This is a genomic window from Aquimarina sp. RZ0 (assembly GCF_008370685.1).
GTDB lineage: Bacteria > Bacteroidota > Bacteroidia > Flavobacteriales > Flavobacteriaceae > Aquimarina.
Window position 1 is genome coordinate 26,815 of record NZ_VTZU01000058.1, and the last position, 17,693, is coordinate 44,507.

The 17,693-nt window shown below is 35.5% G+C and carries 13 protein-coding genes and 1 pseudogene; 11 read left to right on the forward strand and 3 right to left on the reverse strand.

Annotated elements, in window-relative coordinates:
• Positions 1 to 313 precede the first annotated feature (313 nt).
• The gene (locus F0000_RS19750) at positions 314 to 697 is read right to left on the reverse strand and encodes a DoxX family protein (RefSeq protein WP_255452813.1); all 384 of its coding nucleotides are present in this window, start codon (positions 695 to 697) and stop codon (positions 314 to 316) included.
• Between the two features lie 546 nt (positions 698 to 1,243).
• Between F0000_RS19750 and cobW the strand changes: the two genes are divergently transcribed.
• From cobW to cobJ, 4 genes are all read left to right on the forward strand, one after another.
• Positions 1,244 to 2,323 (forward strand): cobalamin biosynthesis protein CobW, encoded by a 1,080-nt coding sequence (cobW, locus tag F0000_RS19755; protein WP_149626450.1) that lies wholly within the window; start codon positions 1,244 to 1,246, stop codon positions 2,321 to 2,323.
• 97 nt (positions 2,324 to 2,420) lie between these two features.
• Positions 2,421 to 3,008 carry a cob(I)yrinic acid a,c-diamide adenosyltransferase gene (locus F0000_RS19760; RefSeq protein WP_149626451.1) on the forward strand — a complete coding sequence of 196 codons (588 nt, stop codon included), beginning with the start codon at positions 2,421 to 2,423 and terminating at the stop codon, positions 3,006 to 3,008.
• 2 nt (positions 3,009 to 3,010) lie between these two features.
• Complete coding sequence (gene cobI, locus F0000_RS19765; protein ID WP_255452814.1) at positions 3,011 to 3,709, forward strand: precorrin-2 C(20)-methyltransferase; 699 nt, start codon at positions 3,011 to 3,013, stop codon at positions 3,707 to 3,709.
• A complete protein-coding gene (gene cobJ, locus F0000_RS19770) occupies positions 3,706 to 5,061 on the forward strand; it encodes a precorrin-3B C(17)-methyltransferase (RefSeq protein ID WP_149626453.1) in 1,356 nt (451 codons plus the stop codon). The genes cobI and cobJ overlap by 4 nt, the downstream gene beginning before the upstream one ends.
• Positions 5,062 to 5,304: 243 nt before the next feature.
• On the opposite strand, the gene F0000_RS19775 is transcribed toward cobJ, so the two are convergent.
• Both F0000_RS19775 and F0000_RS19780 read right to left on the reverse strand, forming a co-directional pair.
• On the reverse strand, positions 5,305 to 8,190 hold the full coding sequence (locus tag F0000_RS19775; RefSeq protein WP_149626454.1) for a TIM-barrel domain-containing protein: 2,886 nt from the start codon (positions 8,188 to 8,190) through the stop codon (positions 5,305 to 5,307).
• A gap of 18 nt (positions 8,191 to 8,208) precedes the next feature.
• Positions 8,209 to 9,849 (reverse strand): hypothetical protein, encoded by a 1,641-nt coding sequence (locus F0000_RS19780; RefSeq protein WP_149626455.1) that lies wholly within the window; start codon positions 9,847 to 9,849, stop codon positions 8,209 to 8,211.
• A gap of 492 nt (positions 9,850 to 10,341) precedes the next feature.
• On the opposite strand from F0000_RS19780, the gene cbiE reads away from it, so the two are divergent.
• From cbiE to F0000_RS28355, 7 genes and pseudogenes are all read left to right on the forward strand, one after another.
• Positions 10,342 to 11,535: a precorrin-6y C5,15-methyltransferase (decarboxylating) subunit CbiE gene (gene cbiE, locus F0000_RS19785; protein WP_149626456.1), complete on the forward strand. Its 1,194-nt coding sequence runs from the start codon at positions 10,342 to 10,344 to the stop codon at positions 11,533 to 11,535.
• A gap of 284 nt (positions 11,536 to 11,819) precedes the next feature.
• A complete protein-coding gene (gene cobM, locus F0000_RS19790) occupies positions 11,820 to 13,676 on the forward strand; it encodes a precorrin-4 C(11)-methyltransferase (RefSeq protein ID WP_149626457.1) in 1,857 nt (618 codons plus the stop codon).
• Positions 13,673 to 14,410 carry a precorrin-6A/cobalt-precorrin-6A reductase gene (locus F0000_RS19795; RefSeq protein WP_149626458.1) on the forward strand — a complete coding sequence of 246 codons (738 nt, stop codon included), beginning with the start codon at positions 13,673 to 13,675 and terminating at the stop codon, positions 14,408 to 14,410. Before cobM ends, F0000_RS19795 begins: the two co-directional genes overlap by 4 nt.
• On the forward strand, positions 14,407 to 15,192 hold the full coding sequence (locus tag F0000_RS19800; RefSeq protein ID WP_149626459.1) for a hypothetical protein: 786 nt from the start codon (positions 14,407 to 14,409) through the stop codon (positions 15,190 to 15,192). The genes F0000_RS19795 and F0000_RS19800 overlap by 4 nt, the downstream gene beginning before the upstream one ends.
• Positions 15,193 to 15,578: 386 nt before the next feature.
• Positions 15,579 to 16,676, forward strand: a complete 1,098-nt coding sequence (locus F0000_RS19805; protein WP_149626460.1) for a cobalt-precorrin-5B (C(1))-methyltransferase — start codon at positions 15,579 to 15,581, stop codon at positions 16,674 to 16,676.
• Entirely contained in the window at positions 16,673 to 17,383 is a 711-nt protein-coding gene (locus F0000_RS19810; RefSeq protein ID WP_149626461.1) for a hypothetical protein, read from the forward strand. Before F0000_RS19805 ends, F0000_RS19810 begins: the two co-directional genes overlap by 4 nt.
• A gap of 180 nt (positions 17,384 to 17,563) precedes the next feature.
• Positions 17,564 to 17,693: pseudogene (locus F0000_RS28355) on the forward strand (IS1595 family transposase); the annotation flags it as partial.

Here is a 17,693-nt window from a genome sequence, read left to right on the forward strand (position 1 = left end):
GTCATTATATAGAAGCATCATTTAATTTCATTTTCAGACACCAAACTATCCATAAAACACGTTTTTATAAAATGAAAACACGAACTAATTGATACGATTTGTGATTAAAAAATTCGTATAAATTCATTGAATTATTTTTTCTTTATGCAAGGCAAAAAAATCAAGCATAGCTATAGCTACGGTTTATTTTTTAAACGAAGTAGTAAGGAAAAAGAAACGATGAATATGCGAAATTTTTAGTTATAAATCGTATGACCTAACTATTAATAAGGTAGTATTACAAGATATATCTCTACAACTATTTGAATAACTTTTATTCCTGATTCTTTCCTCTTATATCTATCGCCAACCCTATCAAAGTTGTAAACAGGGTAATATGGATCATAATATTCATCCAGTTGCCAGAGGGAATATGAACAAGTAAAAGCGCCAGTAGCATAATAAAAGCAAGAAATCCATATGCATAAAAAGTTTTCTTGTCAATTAACACTAATATCCCTGCGATCAATTCCAGAGCAGCCAGTACCACTCCCAGTAAATAAACTACAGAATCTCCCAAAAACGCAAGACCGCTACCATTTAAAAAATCTGCCATATTTTGAAGACCCACTCCTCCTAAAAACCCTTCTATAAATTTTTCTATTCCGCCCCAAACAAATAGGAGTCCAAATCCTATTCTAATAATTAAATTCCCCATATTCATTTTCTTATTTTTATAATTATTTGCCCCCTCAATGTACCCTAAAATAAAAATGATTCAACTGTTTATATTTCCCAAAAACGTATACATTTTTCATTTTTGACAAAATCTTTGTAAATGATTTGTTATATGTCTGAGTCTAGCGTAACCCTAGGCACATCAATTTCAAATTTTGATAAACTATCTCGGGGCAGGTCCACGAGACATTTATTAGAAAAAATAGTTCGATTTCGAGGCAAGCCTCGGAGCATTCAAATCTCGATTATCGAGTAAGAATTTCACATCAAGAACAGGCGTTTCGGGTTTAAAAACCTATTCTCTGTGCACTTTCCCTTCGTCAAAGGACCCAAATTGATAGTTTTAATATTCTATATTAGTAATCGAGTTTAGATAATACCTCACATCCTGTACACTTCTGATTATCAGATTAAAAAAAGACACAAACGCGTATCCCGCCACAAGTATCATAAACAAATCAGAATTTCCTTTTTCCTTTAAATTAGAATAAATAGTTTTGTTTAGGAATCATTTTAATAAAAATTTATGGCTTTACATACACAAAAAATACCCGTAACTATCATTACAGGCTTTCTGGGATCAGGAAAAACGACGTTGATACATAAAATTGCTAAAAATGCAAATGGTAGACGACTCGCAATTATAGTGAACGAATTTGGAGAATTAGGAATGGACGGCGAGATTCTAAAAGGGAATGATTGTGGTTGTGAAGAAGAAAATATCCTAGAATTAAGTAATGGATGTCTATGCTGTACCGTTCAGGAAGAGTTTCTACCTACAATGCTTCAATTAATGGAGCGCAAACAGGATATTGACCATATTATCATAGAGACATCAGGCTTAGCACTACCAAAACCCTTATTAAAAGCGTTTAACTGGCCTGATCTAAAACCTCAAATTACGGTAGATGCTGTCATTACAGTCGTAGACTGTGTAGGACAAGCGACCGGAGAAATTTGTGACCGCGATAAGATACAATCACAACGATTAGATGATGAAAATTTAGACCATGAATCTTCAATTGAAGAATTATTTGAAGATCAGTTATCCTGTGCAGATTTAATTGTAATGACCAAGTCTGATCTAATCAACGAAGAACAGTATACGCAGGTACAAAATATCATTCAGAATCGTGTAGGGAGTACTATAAAACTAATCTCCGCTGTAAAAGGAAATATACCTGTAGAAGTACTCCTGGGTATTGATGCCAAAGCCGAAGATCACGTAGACAGTAAGCACTCGCATCACGAAGAACACCATCATGGCGATCACCATCATAGTCATGATCATAGTCACGATGAAACTATCAATTCTATTGTAATAGAAATAACTACTCCACATACCCCCGAATTATTAATCAATACACTAAAATCGCTGGTAAAAGAACATCATATCTATAGAATCAAAGGAATTATTCACGTCCCCGGAAAACCCATGCGCATGATTGTCCAGGGAGTAGCTGATAGATTTGAAAATTATTTTGACAGGAAATGGTCAGATGGAGAACCAAAAGCGACACGTTTAGTGATCATAGGAGAGCAAATTATAGAAGATACATTGAAGAAAGCTATAGAAGAAAAGCTACTAGCAACTGCAGAGGCTTAGTGCAATGAAATGGATCAGAAAATCTGTTGATTCAATTTACAATATAAATAATAGTGAATTGCAGCTGATGATTGAATTAAAGCAATAAAAAATACGGATGAAGATATATACAAGAAAAGGAGATACCGGTATGACGGGTGTTTTTGGAGGCAAAAGAGAATTTAAAGATTCTGCCCGGATTGAATGTAATGGAGCATTGGATGAAGCCAATTCTACTATAGGGTTACTAAGATCAAAACTAAACAATGATCATGAATGGCAATCAAATCTCCATAAAATCCAAAAAGATTTAATGGATATGATGTCTCATCTGGCAAGACCTTCTGATTCTAAAAAAGAAAACCCCAATCCAAAACCTATAGATGGAGCTGATTTTTGCGAACAATGGATGGATGAAATGGAAGCTCAGATAAGTTCGCCATCAGATTATTTTTTACTCCCTGGAGGTAATGAAATCTCTGCCTTGTGCCACGTATGCCGCACACAGATCAGAAGAGGAGAACGTAGATTGGTAACCTTAATGCATGAAGACCCGGCATCTGTAGAAAAATATGTAGTTGCTTATATCAACAGGTTATCAGATTTATTCTTTACGATGGCGAGAGCAGAAATGGACAAAGCAGGAGTGGCAGAAGAAAAATGGCAACTTTTCTTATATAAGCGAAAAAAGAAAAAAACAGAATAATTTTGCAAACTATCTATGGTATCGCTCTGGGACCAGGAGATCCTGAGTTACTTACCTTAAAAGCATTACGGTTATTAAAAGAAGCTGACCTTATTTTTTATCCCGGATCTATTACTGACGGTGTGAAAAAAAGCTATGTATACCCGCTATTAGAATATCACGGTTTAGAAAACAAAGAGCTAAAAGGCTTTTTTCTAAAAATGTCAAGTGATAGAAAACAAGCTTCAGAAATCTATAAATCTACTGCCATAGAAATTAGAGAAGCATATCTTTTGGGTAAAAAAATAGCCGTTGTTTGTGAAGGTGATATTAGTTTATATGCCTCTTTTTCTTATTTATTAAATAAGCTTCAAAACTTACAACTACCTGTATCTCTAATTCCCGGCATCAATTCTTTTTCCCTGGGAGCGGCACTGCATAAGGAACCGTTAGGCTTATTGAATGATAAAATCGCTATCATTCCAAGGGCAAAGAATATTGAAGAAATTACCCGGTATCTTTTAGATTTTGATACTGTTGTCCTCATGAAAATACGAGCTGGATGGCGTGAATTTCAATCAGAATTAGCAGGAAAAGATTGGGAATATTACTATTGCGAACGCTTAGGAACCAACCAGGAATATATAACAACAGACTTAGCAGCTGTAACAAAAAGAGAGATTCCTTATTTCTCCTTATTAATAATCAAAAAATCAAAATGATCAAAGTTGTTGGGCTGGGCCCTGGACATTCAGACTATATCACGCCTATGGCTACACAAGCAATTTCTGAAGCGACTGTGGTCATTGGATATCACTATTATTTTCAATTCATACAGCACCTGATTCGCGCAGATGCTGTATGTATCGGAAAAGAGTTAAGCGAAGAAGAAAAGAGAGCTGATATTGCCATAAAACACGCATTAGAAGGAGAACGTGTAGTTGTCATTGGATCTGGAGATGCCAGTATATATGCTATGGCATCTATCGTATACCAAAAAGTAGCAGAGCAAAAACTGGAAATTCCTGTAGAAACGGTACCAGGAATTTCTGCTTTTATTACTGCCGGAAGCAAATTAGGAGCTATTCTAGGCCATGATTTTTGCTGTATTTCTCTGTCTGATCTCATGACTCCATGGACAACCATCGAGAAACGCATTCATGCAGCAGCCATGGGAGATTTTGTTACCGGTCTATATAATCCCAGAAGTAAAAAAAGATACTGGCAGTTACAAGCCTTAAAAAATGTATTTTTACAATACCGAGAAGCCACAACACCAGTTGCAATCTGTAAACAATTAGGAAGAACAGAAGAAGAAATCAAGATCACAACATTAGGTGATTTTGATGTTACTGATGTAGATATGTTTTGTGTCGTTTTAATTGGTAATAGTCAAACCTTTACATATCAAAATTATGTAATTACTCCGAGAGGCTATTTAAACAGAAAACCAGAAACCGGGCCAGAAATACAAGAAGCCAGCTTTGTTGAGATCATAAATAACATCCCGAAAAACACCTTAGAAAAAGACGCACTTTGGGCAGCCATACGATGTATACACACTTCTGGAGATTTTGAATATATTAAGTATCTCAAAACCTCTGAAAAAGCAATTTCAATTTGGCATGAATATCTCCAGGCAGGAGGAACAATTGTTACAGATGTTACCATGGTACAATCCGGAATTACAAAAGCGTTTACTACCAGACATAAAAACCAGGTTATCTGTTTGTTAAATGATCCGGAAGCCTTAAAAATGGCGGAAGAAGAAAAACTAACAAGAACACAGGCAGGGATCAAGCTAGCTGCAAAAAAATATCCAAAAGCGCTATTTGTCATTGGCAATGCGCCAACAGCACTCATTGAGATTACGGATCAAATCCACGAGGGAATATTAGCTCCTGCTGGAGTTATCGGAGCGCCGGTAGGGTTTATCAATGTAATCGAATCTAAGGAAAGGTTAAAAACAATCACGCATATTCCCTATGCCTTAATTACCGAAAAGCGAGGAGGAAGTAATTTTGCTGCTGCCATTGTAAATGCGGCTTTTACATTAGATGAAGCTAAAATATAATTCAATACATTCTGAATTCTAAAAAAAATCACCTCTGCATTATTATATAATACAGAGGTAAATTTTATCAAAAAAATTATTATACGATTTATAACTAAAAATTTCGCATATTCATCGTTTCTTTTTCCTTTCTACTTCGTTTAAAAAATAAACCGTAGCTATAAGCTATGCTTGATTTTTTTGCCTTGCATAAAGAAAAAATAATTCAATGAATTTATACGAATTTTTTAATCACAAATCGTATTAGACAGTTGCTACTTCCAAAGCTTTATTATTTTCGAAATTATATTGAAATAAGTAGTCTATAGCAATTGTAATTTTTATTGCTTTATCAAATACTTTTACTACAATTTTTTGATTTGTCTCATCATAATAGTATGCATTGCTTTTTGATTGCGCTATTACATCTTGATCGACAATTTTTAGTTGTTTTCCATTTACACTAATGCCAGCTCCGGCATTAATAACTCCCAGAAATGAAACATAAAAATAGGCTTCTGCAGGAGTAAAGTGATCGTGTGTTCTGGTAAAAGTCACATCTTTCCCACTATCTGTATTCTTGGCAGTAATAAAAGTCGTTCGATATGCTTCCTCTTCTTCTGCATGTGTACTTATTTTATCGTCCAGGTATAATTGATAATCACTGTTTTTACCCGGATAGATAAAGAAATTCAGATAGTTTTTTGATAACTGCCCAACATACTGCTCTAATTGACGTACGGGAATAATTGCACCTTCACGAATATAGATAGGTACTAAATCTAAAGGTACATACCAGTTATATGCCTGTCCACCATCTGTTGGTTGCGGCAATGCACCTCCATCAATATCAAACACAAACCATTTATAGTTTTTAGGCAAGTATACTTCTTTGTCCCAGTTTTGGTCTGTAACAGGTGCTACCATAAGATCTTTACCAATAAAAAATTGTTGATCCGCATAAGAGAATACATTAATATCTTCTAATTCATTGAGAAATAAAGCTCTGGCAATAGGCATTCCGCTTTGCGTATTCTCATACATACAATCATAGAAAAGTTGTAATAGCTGATACCGTATTTCGATATACTTTCTACAGTTACTGGGTACAGGTTCTCCATACTTAAAAGGTTCCTGAAAAGCTTTTGTATACCCATCATAATGATTTCTATACCAGGGCAAGAACGCTCCTGCGGTCATCCATCTTGTAAACAACTCATACTCTGTCACTCCTTGCCCTACACTACCTGATCCATTTGCAAAACCACCAATATCACATCCGGAGATAGGCAATCCACTTAATCCAATATTAAGCACCTCAGGAATATTAATTTTCAGGAAATCCCAGCTAGAAGCAGAATCACCTGTCCAGATTCCAGCATATCGATGTACCCCTGCAAATCCTCCACGAGAAATAATAAAATTTCGTTTTTTATAATTGTAGAGCCCTTTATATTCATCGCTTTCTTTGAGTGCTGTAAGCCCGTTATACGTTGCTTGTACCAAATTAAGAGAAAATGAATTGTGTATCTTGGCATTAGGTTGATATGCTTCACTTACCTTATCATACATCATCAAATCCAGTGGGAGTGTCTTATCTGGATTTCCGTTATCTACATTCTGTACGACTGCCGGACATGTCATATCCTGCCAGATCATATCCAATCCCTGTTTTAACAAATAATCATACTGTTTCCCCCAATATTCCTGTACATCAGGTTGTCCCAGATCAGAATAAAAACCATAAGTCCCCAAAGAATTATTTCCCTCTGGATATCCTGGTGATGGATAATTCTTTTGATATGGATTAAAACCATTGTTATCACCATAACTTTCATTTGCCATAAAAATATCAGGACTTTCCCCATCCTGATACCTTGTGTTAAAAATAAAAGCCTCTAATGCTCCATCTTTATAAGTAGATTGCATTGCATTATCGGGGTTTAGGTTCACTAAATTATCTCTTGTAGGATATGGCGTATCTGTATTTCCGTTTTCATCATATGGGTTGGCTGTTATAATACCGGTAATATTGGTACTGCACTTAAATCCTTGTTCATGCAATTCATCAAACATCTCCTTGACATTTGGAAATTTTACTTCGCTATTCGTAAAAGTTCTATAATTATTCTGAAAATCTACATCAATATGTAATCCATCAATCGGAATATTATTTTTACGATATTCATTGGCTATATTTTGTAAAATAGTACGATCATAATATCCATAACATCCTTGTTGGTATCCTAAAGCATACATAGGAGGCATGGCAGAAGCACCTGTTAATTTAGAATATTGCTGAATAACACTTGCGATGATATTTTGACTACCATCATTTTGATCCCCCACCATAATATAATAATCCAATTCTCCGTACAAGGCTCCAAAATAGTATTTGCCGTCCATGTTTGAATAATCATTAGACCCCATATTAAAATACGATTGAGCAACATTGTCAAAATAGATTCCGTAAGCATATTCTATGCTGTCTTCACCTTTTCCCAGCGCTAATGTATAAGGCATAGAATTGTATAGAGGTCCGCTGGGATTTAATGGACCTCCTTCATTATTTTCAGGAACTACTTTGCTACCGTCTTCTGCAATATCATTGTACGTAAAGTTGTCATAATTGAAAAAAGTCATGGTATACTTTTTCTTATCGAGTACAGATCCTGCTTTTTCTCCAAATCCAAAATAACTTTCATTATCCGGAGATTTTTTGAGGTTGGCAACGGCTTCATTACTAAAAACAATATTTTTACTATAAGTATCTTCGGTGATTACCTTTCCATTTTTCTGAACAGAAATTCCATAAGGATTTAACCCTATATAAACATCCAGATCTCCTGTATTAACGTGCAGTGTTCCTCCCTGATCAGGTAATTCAGTAATTACTGGTGTAACAGGACCTAAGGCTCTATCTACTACTGCATATGAGTTATTATTGCTATAGTCAGGATTGACTACAGGGTTAAAACGCACACGTAATGCTGTAGAAGATAAGAACGAAATCTTTATTTGGTATCCTTCTTCATTGGTAAATAGCAGATTTTTGTTGTCTATTTTTTGATAGGAAACAGCGCCTATCTGATTCCATCCATCTACATTTGGCTGAAATTCATTTACTTGAATAAAATTAAATTGTGACATATACTATATTTATGGTGGTTAATTTGTTTTTTTGAAACTAGCTTTCTGATTTAATAACCAGCTAAAATCTGCTGAAGTAGGTAAACCAAACACAGGAGTTTTTATTCCATTATTTTCGGTAAATCCAGTAGCTATTGATGAAGAGAAATGACATGAAATACAGCTTTCGGTGCCAAAGATTACTTGTTGGGTATTTTTTGTATCCGTACCCATCGGGAAATTATTCATCTGAAAATAAGCAGGTTCATTAGCGATATAGACATTGTAACTGTCCAACGTATCCTGATATTGTATCTTGCCATCTCGTGTAAAACTTTGCAATATTTTGTCTGAACTCCCCGTGATTGTACCTCCCTGAAAATAGGTTTCCATTATCATATTTGTCAAATATGTCGGCGTTGGATTTCCACCTGATTTATTCGTTACAGATTGTGGTAGTGTATAAGTTGTAGTATCCTTTAGTGTATATGGAGGTGCTTCTGGAGCTGTAGGCCATTGCGTTCCTATTTGTTGATAATATTGCAATTTAGATTTTGCTGCTTTTAATAATGATTGTACGTTAGCATTCAACTCTTCTGTAGCTCCAGAAATTGGGATCACACGTTGTATTTGTGTTTTAATTTTAGGATTTGTAGCAGAAATAATAGTATCTGGCAACACATTAATCGGGCAGATTGCACAGTTAGGATCATTATAGGAAGGACGAAGCGGTTTCCCGTCAATGGTATCTAATAGATTTACTTCGAGATTGTCTACCTGCTCATAGGTGGTCCATATCCACTGCGGAGAAGATTTTGTTTTAGAAGAAATATGCATCCCGACCATTCCTACTTTTCTTTTGGTATATGTCCCGTCTGCATTAATTACATATCCATCAGTGGTAAAATATCTTGACTCAATATCAGTATCAGTCAGAATCTTCCAGGCTATTTTTATCTCAATAGCTCCTTCTTTTTTGGGATTCCCTTCCGGAAATTTAACATTTCCCTGATTCTTAGCAAAAACGATCTGACCGTCATAGTTATACAATTCATTTTGTACGACATACTCAAATTCTACTTTGTTCATACGAATTTCATAGCGTGTGATGTTACCATTTTGATCCCAAATCGGAGACGTAAATGCCTGATTCACCTCATCCTCTATATCCGGATGTTCAAAATCTACAAACTTGTTTGTTCTGAATAGAAGTTTCTCACCAGCATAAGTATCCGGTTTTGGAAAATGAGCGGGAGGCGTAAAAACTCCCCAAGGAGCTGGTTTTTGTCCGTTTGGCAAGAATACTTCATAGCTTTCTTTCCATTCAAACCATCTTGGATTGCCAGCATCCTCAATTTTAGACTTTGGCTTTCCTGTATCATCTGTTGGCCAATTTAATGCAATAAACCACTGCCACGATAAAATTTCGAATAATCGCTGCACTTCTGCTGGTTTATTTTGAGCATCTAATTGTTTCTTTAATACAGGATCTATATCCCAGGGCGTATCCGGAGATAAGGGAGTAGGAAAATTGAGATAAGAAGCTCTTTGTGGTTCCACTGTTTCAGCATACACGATTTCTTCCTTAACCTCGATTTTTTGTTCACACGAATAGCAAAGAATCCCTACGAAAATTAAAATAATAGCTTTTTTGAAAATACTAAAGACTGTTTTTTTCATAATTAATTTAGTTAGTTATTAAATCAAATTCACGGGATAATTAAGAGGTATATAAGTTAACTATTTTTTTTTTGCTTTCTTGAAAAATATAAGGGAATTTTACACTATTAACATAAACTTAATACTCTTTAATTCAAAAAGATAAACCGAAAATTTACCTGATCAAATACCTAACAAGCGAGGTCCTGTTTTTATGAGAGTTCTCTATAAATCAAAATGTTTTTACACAAAATCTTTATCAGTTTAGAGATGGTAGATGTCTCTTTAATTATGAGTACTCATATACAGGCTTTACTGTAGTGTATCGAAAACTAAGAAAAGATCAATTTTAATTACAAACTTCGTAGCTTTGTTCGTCGATATCATTTTTGCTTTAAAATTACCGTAAGAAGAGTTTTTGTAGTTGTTGTACAAAAAAATGAAAGACACATATAAATCATTAAAAAATAGACTATCGTTGTATTCTAATATGATATTAATAATAGCAAGACGATGACTTTTTATATTCTGGGAATCGGAAATAGGAAACCTAATTTCACTGAAGTGCAGCAGCAATATATTGCTAATACGACGATTTTTAGCGGAGGAAATCGTCATTATGAATTGGTCAAAAACCATCTTCCAGAACAGCATCAATGGATTCCAATCCAATCACCGATGTCACAGGTATTTGAATCCTATGAGAAGGCAGATGAGTCAATTGTCGTCTTCGCTTCTGGAAATCCCTTATTTTATGGATTTTCAAATACATTAAAGCAGAAATATCCTGATGCAGAAATCATCACAACATCATATTTTAGCTCAATTCAATTACTGGCTACCGCTACCAATAGTAACAGCAATCATTTACACACAATAAGTGTTCATGGTAGAAACTGGAATGCTCTCGACTCTGTTTTAATACAACAAAAAGAATTGATTGGAGTGCTTACTGATGCTAAAAAAACTCCCGCAGCTATTGCACAACGAATGCTGGAATATGGATACACCAATTATGAGATCCTCATTGGTGAGGATATAGAAGGGACTCAGGAGCAATTTTATGAATTGACATTACCAGAAGCTTCTAAAATGGAGTTTCATCCTTTAAATTGTCTGATCCTAAAAAAGAAATATCACCGTATTATTGATTTTGGGATAAAAGATCTTGATTTTGAAGGACTGTACAACAGACCAAATATGATTACCAAAATGCCTATTCGATTAACAACATTACATTTCCTGGAGATATTAAACTGTGATACACTTTGGGATATTGGTTTTTGCACAGGATCTATTAGTATTGAAGCAAAGTTAAAAAATCCTGATGCAACTATAATTGCTTTCGAAAAAAGAGCCGAATGCAAAGAGATTATTATAGCAAATCAAAAGTGTTTTGGTGTTCCGGGGATTCAAAAGGTAATGGGTGATTTTTTTGAACAAGATCTGTCTCAATATCTAAAACCAGCTGCTATTTTTATTGGCGGACATGGAGGTCGATTAGTAGAACTATGCGCTAGAATTCTACCTTTTTTATTGCCTGAAACAACTATTGTGATCAATGCTGTAAAAGAAAAATCAGTTCGTTTATTTAAGGAAGGTTGCGCTAACATTGGATATGAAATCACAGAAGAATCTACCATCCTGTTGGATCATCATAATCCAATTACTTTGCTAAAAGCGAAAAGTATGAAGAATCATAGGTAATAGCATTTCTCAAAATAAAATGACCTGCTATCATCATTTCTCTTTGTTTCATAGGTCGAAATTAAATATGATTTGATTCAGTATAGTACATCGATTTCATCTAAGGATAGTATAGTAATTATCCTTTGAATTTACTGGAATAAAAAGTCCTTTTTTCATCTTCGTTTCAGAATAAAAAAATCATAATTTTCTTTTATAGCAAATTCAAATAAAAAACCGTTTAATTCAAGCCAACTTCTGGTATATTTGTTACTAGTTTTTATGAAATTTCTACTAAGCTATACATGTCAGAACACACTATAAAAGTTGCCATACTTTGTTTTACCGATCAGGGGCTATCTATCGCCAAAACCTTGCAAAAAGAGTTTTATCGTTCTAAAATTTTCACGCCCAGAGCTGTAGAAGCAAGTAAAGATATTAAACAGATAGATTCGGTTACTGAGTTGATGAATTCCTCATTTCATAAATATGATGCCTGGATTTTTATAGGAGCTTTAGGTATTTGTGTACGTAGTATTGCTTCTTATATCAAAGATAAAACTACTGATCCGGCAGTAATTAATGTGGATGATCAAGGTAACTATGCACAAGCTGTGTTGAGCGGTCATATTGGTAAAGCCAATATGATTACAGAACAAATCAGCAGAATACTAACCGCACAACCCATTATATCTACCTCCAGTGATTTGCAAGAATTATGGGCATTGGATATACTTGCAAAAACCTATAACTGGAAAGTAAAAAACTCTATAAATATTAATCAGATAATATCGTTGTTTGTCAATAGAAAGCGAACAGCACTTATCATACACATTAAGGATAAAGGAACTCAATATTTAGAAAGAACTTGTCCTGATTTTGTGGATATATACTATAGTATTGAAGATTGTGATGTGGATACCTATGACTTATTAATCTACATAGGCTATAAAATTCTGGGTACTAAAACACCTCTGATCGCGTATTATCCTGCTTGTATTGCACTTGGTAGTGGCTGCGCAAAAGATATTGAATCTTCACAATTTATCTCTGTATTGGAATCAGCATTAATTCAGGAAAATATCGCAATAGAAAGTGTTTGTGCAATTGGGTCTGCTTCCATCAAAAAGGACGAACAGGCATATCTGGATTTTTCAGAAAAATATAGTATCCCATTTAGCACCTATACAGGAGATGAACTGAATACGATTACTGTAGCAAATCCATCAGAAGTAGTGAGAAATAAAGTTGGTGTATTTGGGGTCTCTGAAGCAGCGGCAGCTCTACTTGCAGGTCAGTCCTTCTGGATTGCAGAAAAAACCAAAATGGTGACTCCCTCGGCTAAGAAATTTACGTATGCCATAAGTTTGGTTGCATCATACGAGAGAAAAGCCAGTATCGCAATTGTTGGAGCCGGATCAGGAGATCCAGAGTTATTAACGCTAAAAGGTCAGTATATTTTAGAAAACGCAGATTGTATCTTGTATGCAGGAAGTTTAGTCCCAGAAGCACTGACTCACATGGCAAAAGAAGGAGCTTTGGTACGTAATTCTGCTTCTATGACCTTAGAAGAGCAAATAGCAATTATTGATCAATACTACACACAAGGAAAAGTTATTGTTCGTCTGCATTCTGGTGATCCTTCTATCTATGGTGCGATACAGGAACAAATGACCATTTTTGATGAAAAAGGCTACGATTATTATATCATTCCCGGGATTTCTTCTTTTCAGGCGGCAGCGGCATATCTTAAATCAGAATTTACAATTCCGGAAGTAGCACAAACAATCATTCTGACCAGAGGAGAAGGAAATACACCCATGCCAGAACACGAGAAAATAGCAGACATGGCAAAATTGCGAGCTACCATGTGTATATTTTTAAGTGTGGGCATCGCAAAGAAAATACAGGAACAACTTCTGGAATACTACCCAGAAGAAACTCCGTTGGCCATATTATATCGGGTAAGCTGGCCTGATGAACAGGTCTGGATAGGTAAATTATCAGAACTAACCACCATCATCAAAGAAAATAAACTTACCAGAACAGTCATGATTGTAGTCGGAGAAGCTATTGGAGCGCGAAAAAATCGCTCCTGGCTATATGATGATAAATGGCATCATATCTTTAGAAAAAAAGAAAAAATAATTGAACCTTCATGATACTTGTTTTTGGGGGTACTACCGAGGGTAAACTTGTTGCCGATATACTGGATGAATTAGCGGTTCAATATTTTTATTCTACCAAAACCAAGGTAGATTTTACTGGAAAAGGAATTCCGATATTTGGTGCGATGACTCCTGTAGTACTAACCGCTTTCTGCAACAAACACACCATCACTCATATCATCAATGCCTCACATCCTTTTGCTGTACAATTACATCAGATGATTACAGCTGTTTCTCCAGAAATCCCTTTAATACGTTTTCAAAGAGAATTTTTGCCCAGAATATCACACCAGCTTGTTTCGTATGTTAATAGTGTTGAGGAAGCCTTAGAAAATTTCCATAAAAACCGCTACCAGTCCTTACTTGCTTTATCAGGAGTACAGACGATCATAAAATTACAATCCTTTTGGAAAAAACACCCAAGCTGGTTTCGTATTCTGGATAGAGACTCCTCTAGAACAATTGCTGCAACAGCAAATTTTCCTACAACTCACTTACTATTTGGATATCCTCAATCAGTAGACAAAGAAAGGATACTTTTTGCCAAAATAGGACCCGAAGTGATTTTTACCAAAGAAAGTGGAGTGAACGGCAAATTAGATGAAAAAATACAAGCGGCACTCGCTGTACATATTCCGATTGTAATTCTTAAAAAGCCAGAAATTTCTAATCGGTATCTTTGTATAACAACAAAAGATGAATTAATTGATATAATCAAAAGAAAATGATAGAATCCCCTAAACCTAAAGGTGTATGCGTGTTTTACCATAAGATCTTTACAAAATCCGGTATTAACAGGCATTTGCAAAAACATTTGGAATCAGAAATGATTCAGGGCAAACCTGGTTTGTCATATCTGTTAAAAATAGAAATGGATCCTTCCTGGGGAAGAGCTCCATATTTTCTATCTTTATGGATGGATGGAGAAGCAATCATGGATGATTTAGATACTTTCTTAAGGAATATATGGCTGGAATGTTGCGGTCATATGAGTTCTTTTACAGATCCCAAAAAAAGAAGAAGAAGTATGGGATTTGGTTTTTTTGACGTCCAGGAATTACTGGATCAGGGCAAAACAAAAGAGTATGAAGACTATATGGAAGATCACAAAGGAGAGATTCCTATGAGTAAAAAAACTAAAAACGTGTTTTCTAAAGGATTAAAATTGATGTATGAATATGATTTTGGGAGTACTACCAAGCTGGAAATTGTAGTTATTGGAGCATATAAAGTAAAGGCACCGGAAGCTATCGTTTTACTCTCCAGAAATGAACCTCTAGCGCTGAGTTGCACTTCGTGTGCTAAAGAACCAGCTAATCAGACCTGTACACAATGCAGCTATGAAGAGGAGGCTATGTTTTGTGAAAAATGTGCCGAGGAACATTCAGAAAGCTGTGCTGATTTTGAAGAGTATGCTTCTATCCCCATTGTGAATTCTCCGCGTATTGGAGTTTGTGGATATGAAGGAGGTAGAATTGACCTGGAAAGAGATGTGCTAAAAACGCTATAGAATATATTATATTTCGAATGGAGTCTGCAACTCTTTTTTACCGCTGATTTTTGCGTTAGGGATAGTAATGAAAACCCCGCAATATTAACTCCTGAGCTTGGCGAAGTGAGCTAATGTGAGGAGTTGTAATGGATAGCCCGACCTGTAAGGTAACGCCCCAAAAAGTAATTATTAACCTGAGTTTTTGATTCGTAATGTAGAAGAAAAAATCGTCAATTTGAGTGCTTTGGCGAAGGGAAAATGTATCGAGCATTGGTTTTCAAACTCAAAACGCTCGTTTTTGACGCAAAATTCTTATCAGAATTTCACTCAAACTAATATATTTGGGATTAATCGAGCTCAGGCTGTTATGTTAAAAAACAAACTATAAACCAAAAGGTGAATCTTTGAGGGAACTACAAGACATACCCAATACACCACTGCGCAGAGGCTATACCACAGGAGCTTGTGCAACTGCCTGTACTAAGGCTGCGTTACTCAGTTTAATCATGCAACAAGAAATTAAAGAAACACAAATACAACTCCCTATTGGGAAAATAGTTACATTTCGAACAAAACTGATTTCGCTCACTACCAAAGATACTACATATGCCACCATAAAAGATGCTGGAGATGATCCTGATGTAACACATCAGGCAGAAATCTCTGCAACTGTATCGCTTACTACTACCGGAGCTATTCTTTTTAAAAGAGGAAACGGTGTAGGGCTGGTAACACTTCCTGGATTAGAAATTCCTGTGGGAGAACCTGCCATTAACCCTGTCCCCAGAGCAATGATGGCTGCCGTTTGTAAAAAAATACTGTCTGATCACAAACTAGAAAAGAATGGGGTTACCATAACCATATCTGTGAAAAATGGTGAGCAACTGGCAAAACGAACCTTAAACAGCCGCCTGGGAATTTTACACGGAATTTCGATATTGGGAACCACAGGAATTGTCACTCCTTTTTCTGCTGCATCATATATCGCCAGTATAGAGCAAGGAATTGATGTGGCGATTGCTAATGGAAAAACTGAACTATTAATTAATTCTGGTGCGCGTAGTGAAAAAATGTTAAAGGCTTTATTCCCTGAAATAGATGATATTGCTTGTGTACATTATGGTAATTGGATACAGGAAACTTTTGAAAAAATTCATCAATCTCCGCAGATTACCAAAGTAGCTATGGGCATTATGCTCGGTAAAGCGGCAAAACTGGCGCAAGGTAATACCAATACACATAGTGGAAAAACGACCTGGGATAAAAAATTTATTTATCAACTAGCTATAGAAGCTGGATATCCTGAGGATATTGCCTACAAAGTTTTAGCATTAAATATGGCTGGGCGTCTCAAAGAAATTTTTACTTTTACTGATCAGGAAAAATTTTATCAAAAATTACTAGAACGATGTCATTATTATTGTCAGAAAATAGCACCAAATGTGGAGCTGCACTTGTATTTACTCAATAATGATGGTCACCATATAGCCCGTACTTTATGAATATCATGAACCTTGCCCGTCCGCTAATTGCCGGAATATTACATTCTTTTGAACCTGATCATATGTCTGCGGTTTCTGTCTTGGCAGCAGAAAATGCTATCAAGAAAAAAAAAGTATCTTTTGTAACAGTGTTTACAGCATCACAATGGGCGTTTGGTCACTCGGTTACCTTATTACTATTTGGAGGAATTGCTTTGCTATTCAGAGCGGCATTGCTGGCTTTTGTAGAAAGTATTTCTTACTGGGCAGAATTCTCTGTAGGTCCCATTATGATCTGGTTAGGGGTGATGGCAATCAGAAGAAATCATAAGATCAATGCAATGATGGCAGATCATAAAAAGATCGAAGCTCACGAACATATAGCTAATAACCCTATCCATCTCCATGGTAAAACAGGAGAGGAAATTGCAATGAATCCCGTTAATCGTTCTTTTTGGATTGGTATGTTACACGGATTGGCAGGTACAGGAGGCGCACTAACCTCAGCGTTGATTATTAGTGCGGATACTATTTCTGACGCCATTTTAATTCTGATTGTAGAATCTATTGGTATTATTTTTTCTATGGGTGTGTACAGTTATGTACTGATCTTTACGATGAGCCGATTTATAGAACGTAATATAGCCATTTTTAAATGGATGAATGGAGTGATTGGGGTAATTTCTATTCTTGCAGGATTGCTTGTGTTACAAAGCGTGCTTTTTTGAGTAAACTACCTAGAGGCAAGCTCACGAGGTATTTATTAGAAAAAACATTTCGATTTCGAGTCAAACTTCGGAGCATTTAAATCTCGATTATCGAGTAATGATTTTATATATATGACTGTCGGATTCCTTGCATAAGATCGATAATTTACGTATCTTCTTGTTTTAAGGCGATTTATTCTAATGAAGATTCAAGATTTTTTCAAGAAATTTCCAGATGAAGTGAGTTGTAAAACTCATTTCAAAGCAGAAAGAGACAAACAAGGAGTTATTTGTAAACGATGTTCAGGTATGGAACATTATTGGATTTCTA

What these genes read in the sequence shown, in the direction of transcription:
- F0000_RS19775 (WP_149626454.1), bottom strand. Translation starts at nt 8,190, where the DNA reads ATGTCACAATTTAATTTTATTCAAGTAAATGAATTTCAGCCAAATGTA.
- F0000_RS19750 (WP_255452813.1), bottom strand. Translation starts at nt 697, where the DNA reads ATGGGGAATTTAATTATTAGAATAGGATTTGGACTCCTATTTGTTTGG.
- cobM (WP_149626457.1), top strand. Translation starts at nt 11,820, where the DNA reads ATGTCAGAACACACTATAAAAGTTGCCATACTTTGTTTTACCGATCAG.
- F0000_RS19780 (WP_149626455.1), bottom strand. Translation starts at nt 9,849, where the DNA reads ATGAAAAAAACAGTCTTTAGTATTTTCAAAAAAGCTATTATTTTAATT.
- F0000_RS19795 (WP_149626458.1), top strand. Translation starts at nt 13,673, where the DNA reads ATGATACTTGTTTTTGGGGGTACTACCGAGGGTAAACTTGTTGCCGAT.
- cobW (WP_149626450.1), top strand. Translation starts at nt 1,244, where the DNA reads ATGGCTTTACATACACAAAAAATACCCGTAACTATCATTACAGGCTTT.
- F0000_RS19760 (WP_149626451.1), top strand. Translation starts at nt 2,421, where the DNA reads ATGAAGATATATACAAGAAAAGGAGATACCGGTATGACGGGTGTTTTT.
- cobJ (WP_149626453.1), top strand. Translation starts at nt 3,706, where the DNA reads ATGATCAAAGTTGTTGGGCTGGGCCCTGGACATTCAGACTATATCACG.
- cbiE (WP_149626456.1), top strand. Translation starts at nt 10,342, where the DNA reads ATGACTTTTTATATTCTGGGAATCGGAAATAGGAAACCTAATTTCACT.
- F0000_RS19810 (WP_149626461.1), top strand. Translation starts at nt 16,673, where the DNA reads ATGAATATCATGAACCTTGCCCGTCCGCTAATTGCCGGAATATTACAT.
- F0000_RS19800 (WP_149626459.1), top strand. Translation starts at nt 14,407, where the DNA reads ATGATAGAATCCCCTAAACCTAAAGGTGTATGCGTGTTTTACCATAAG.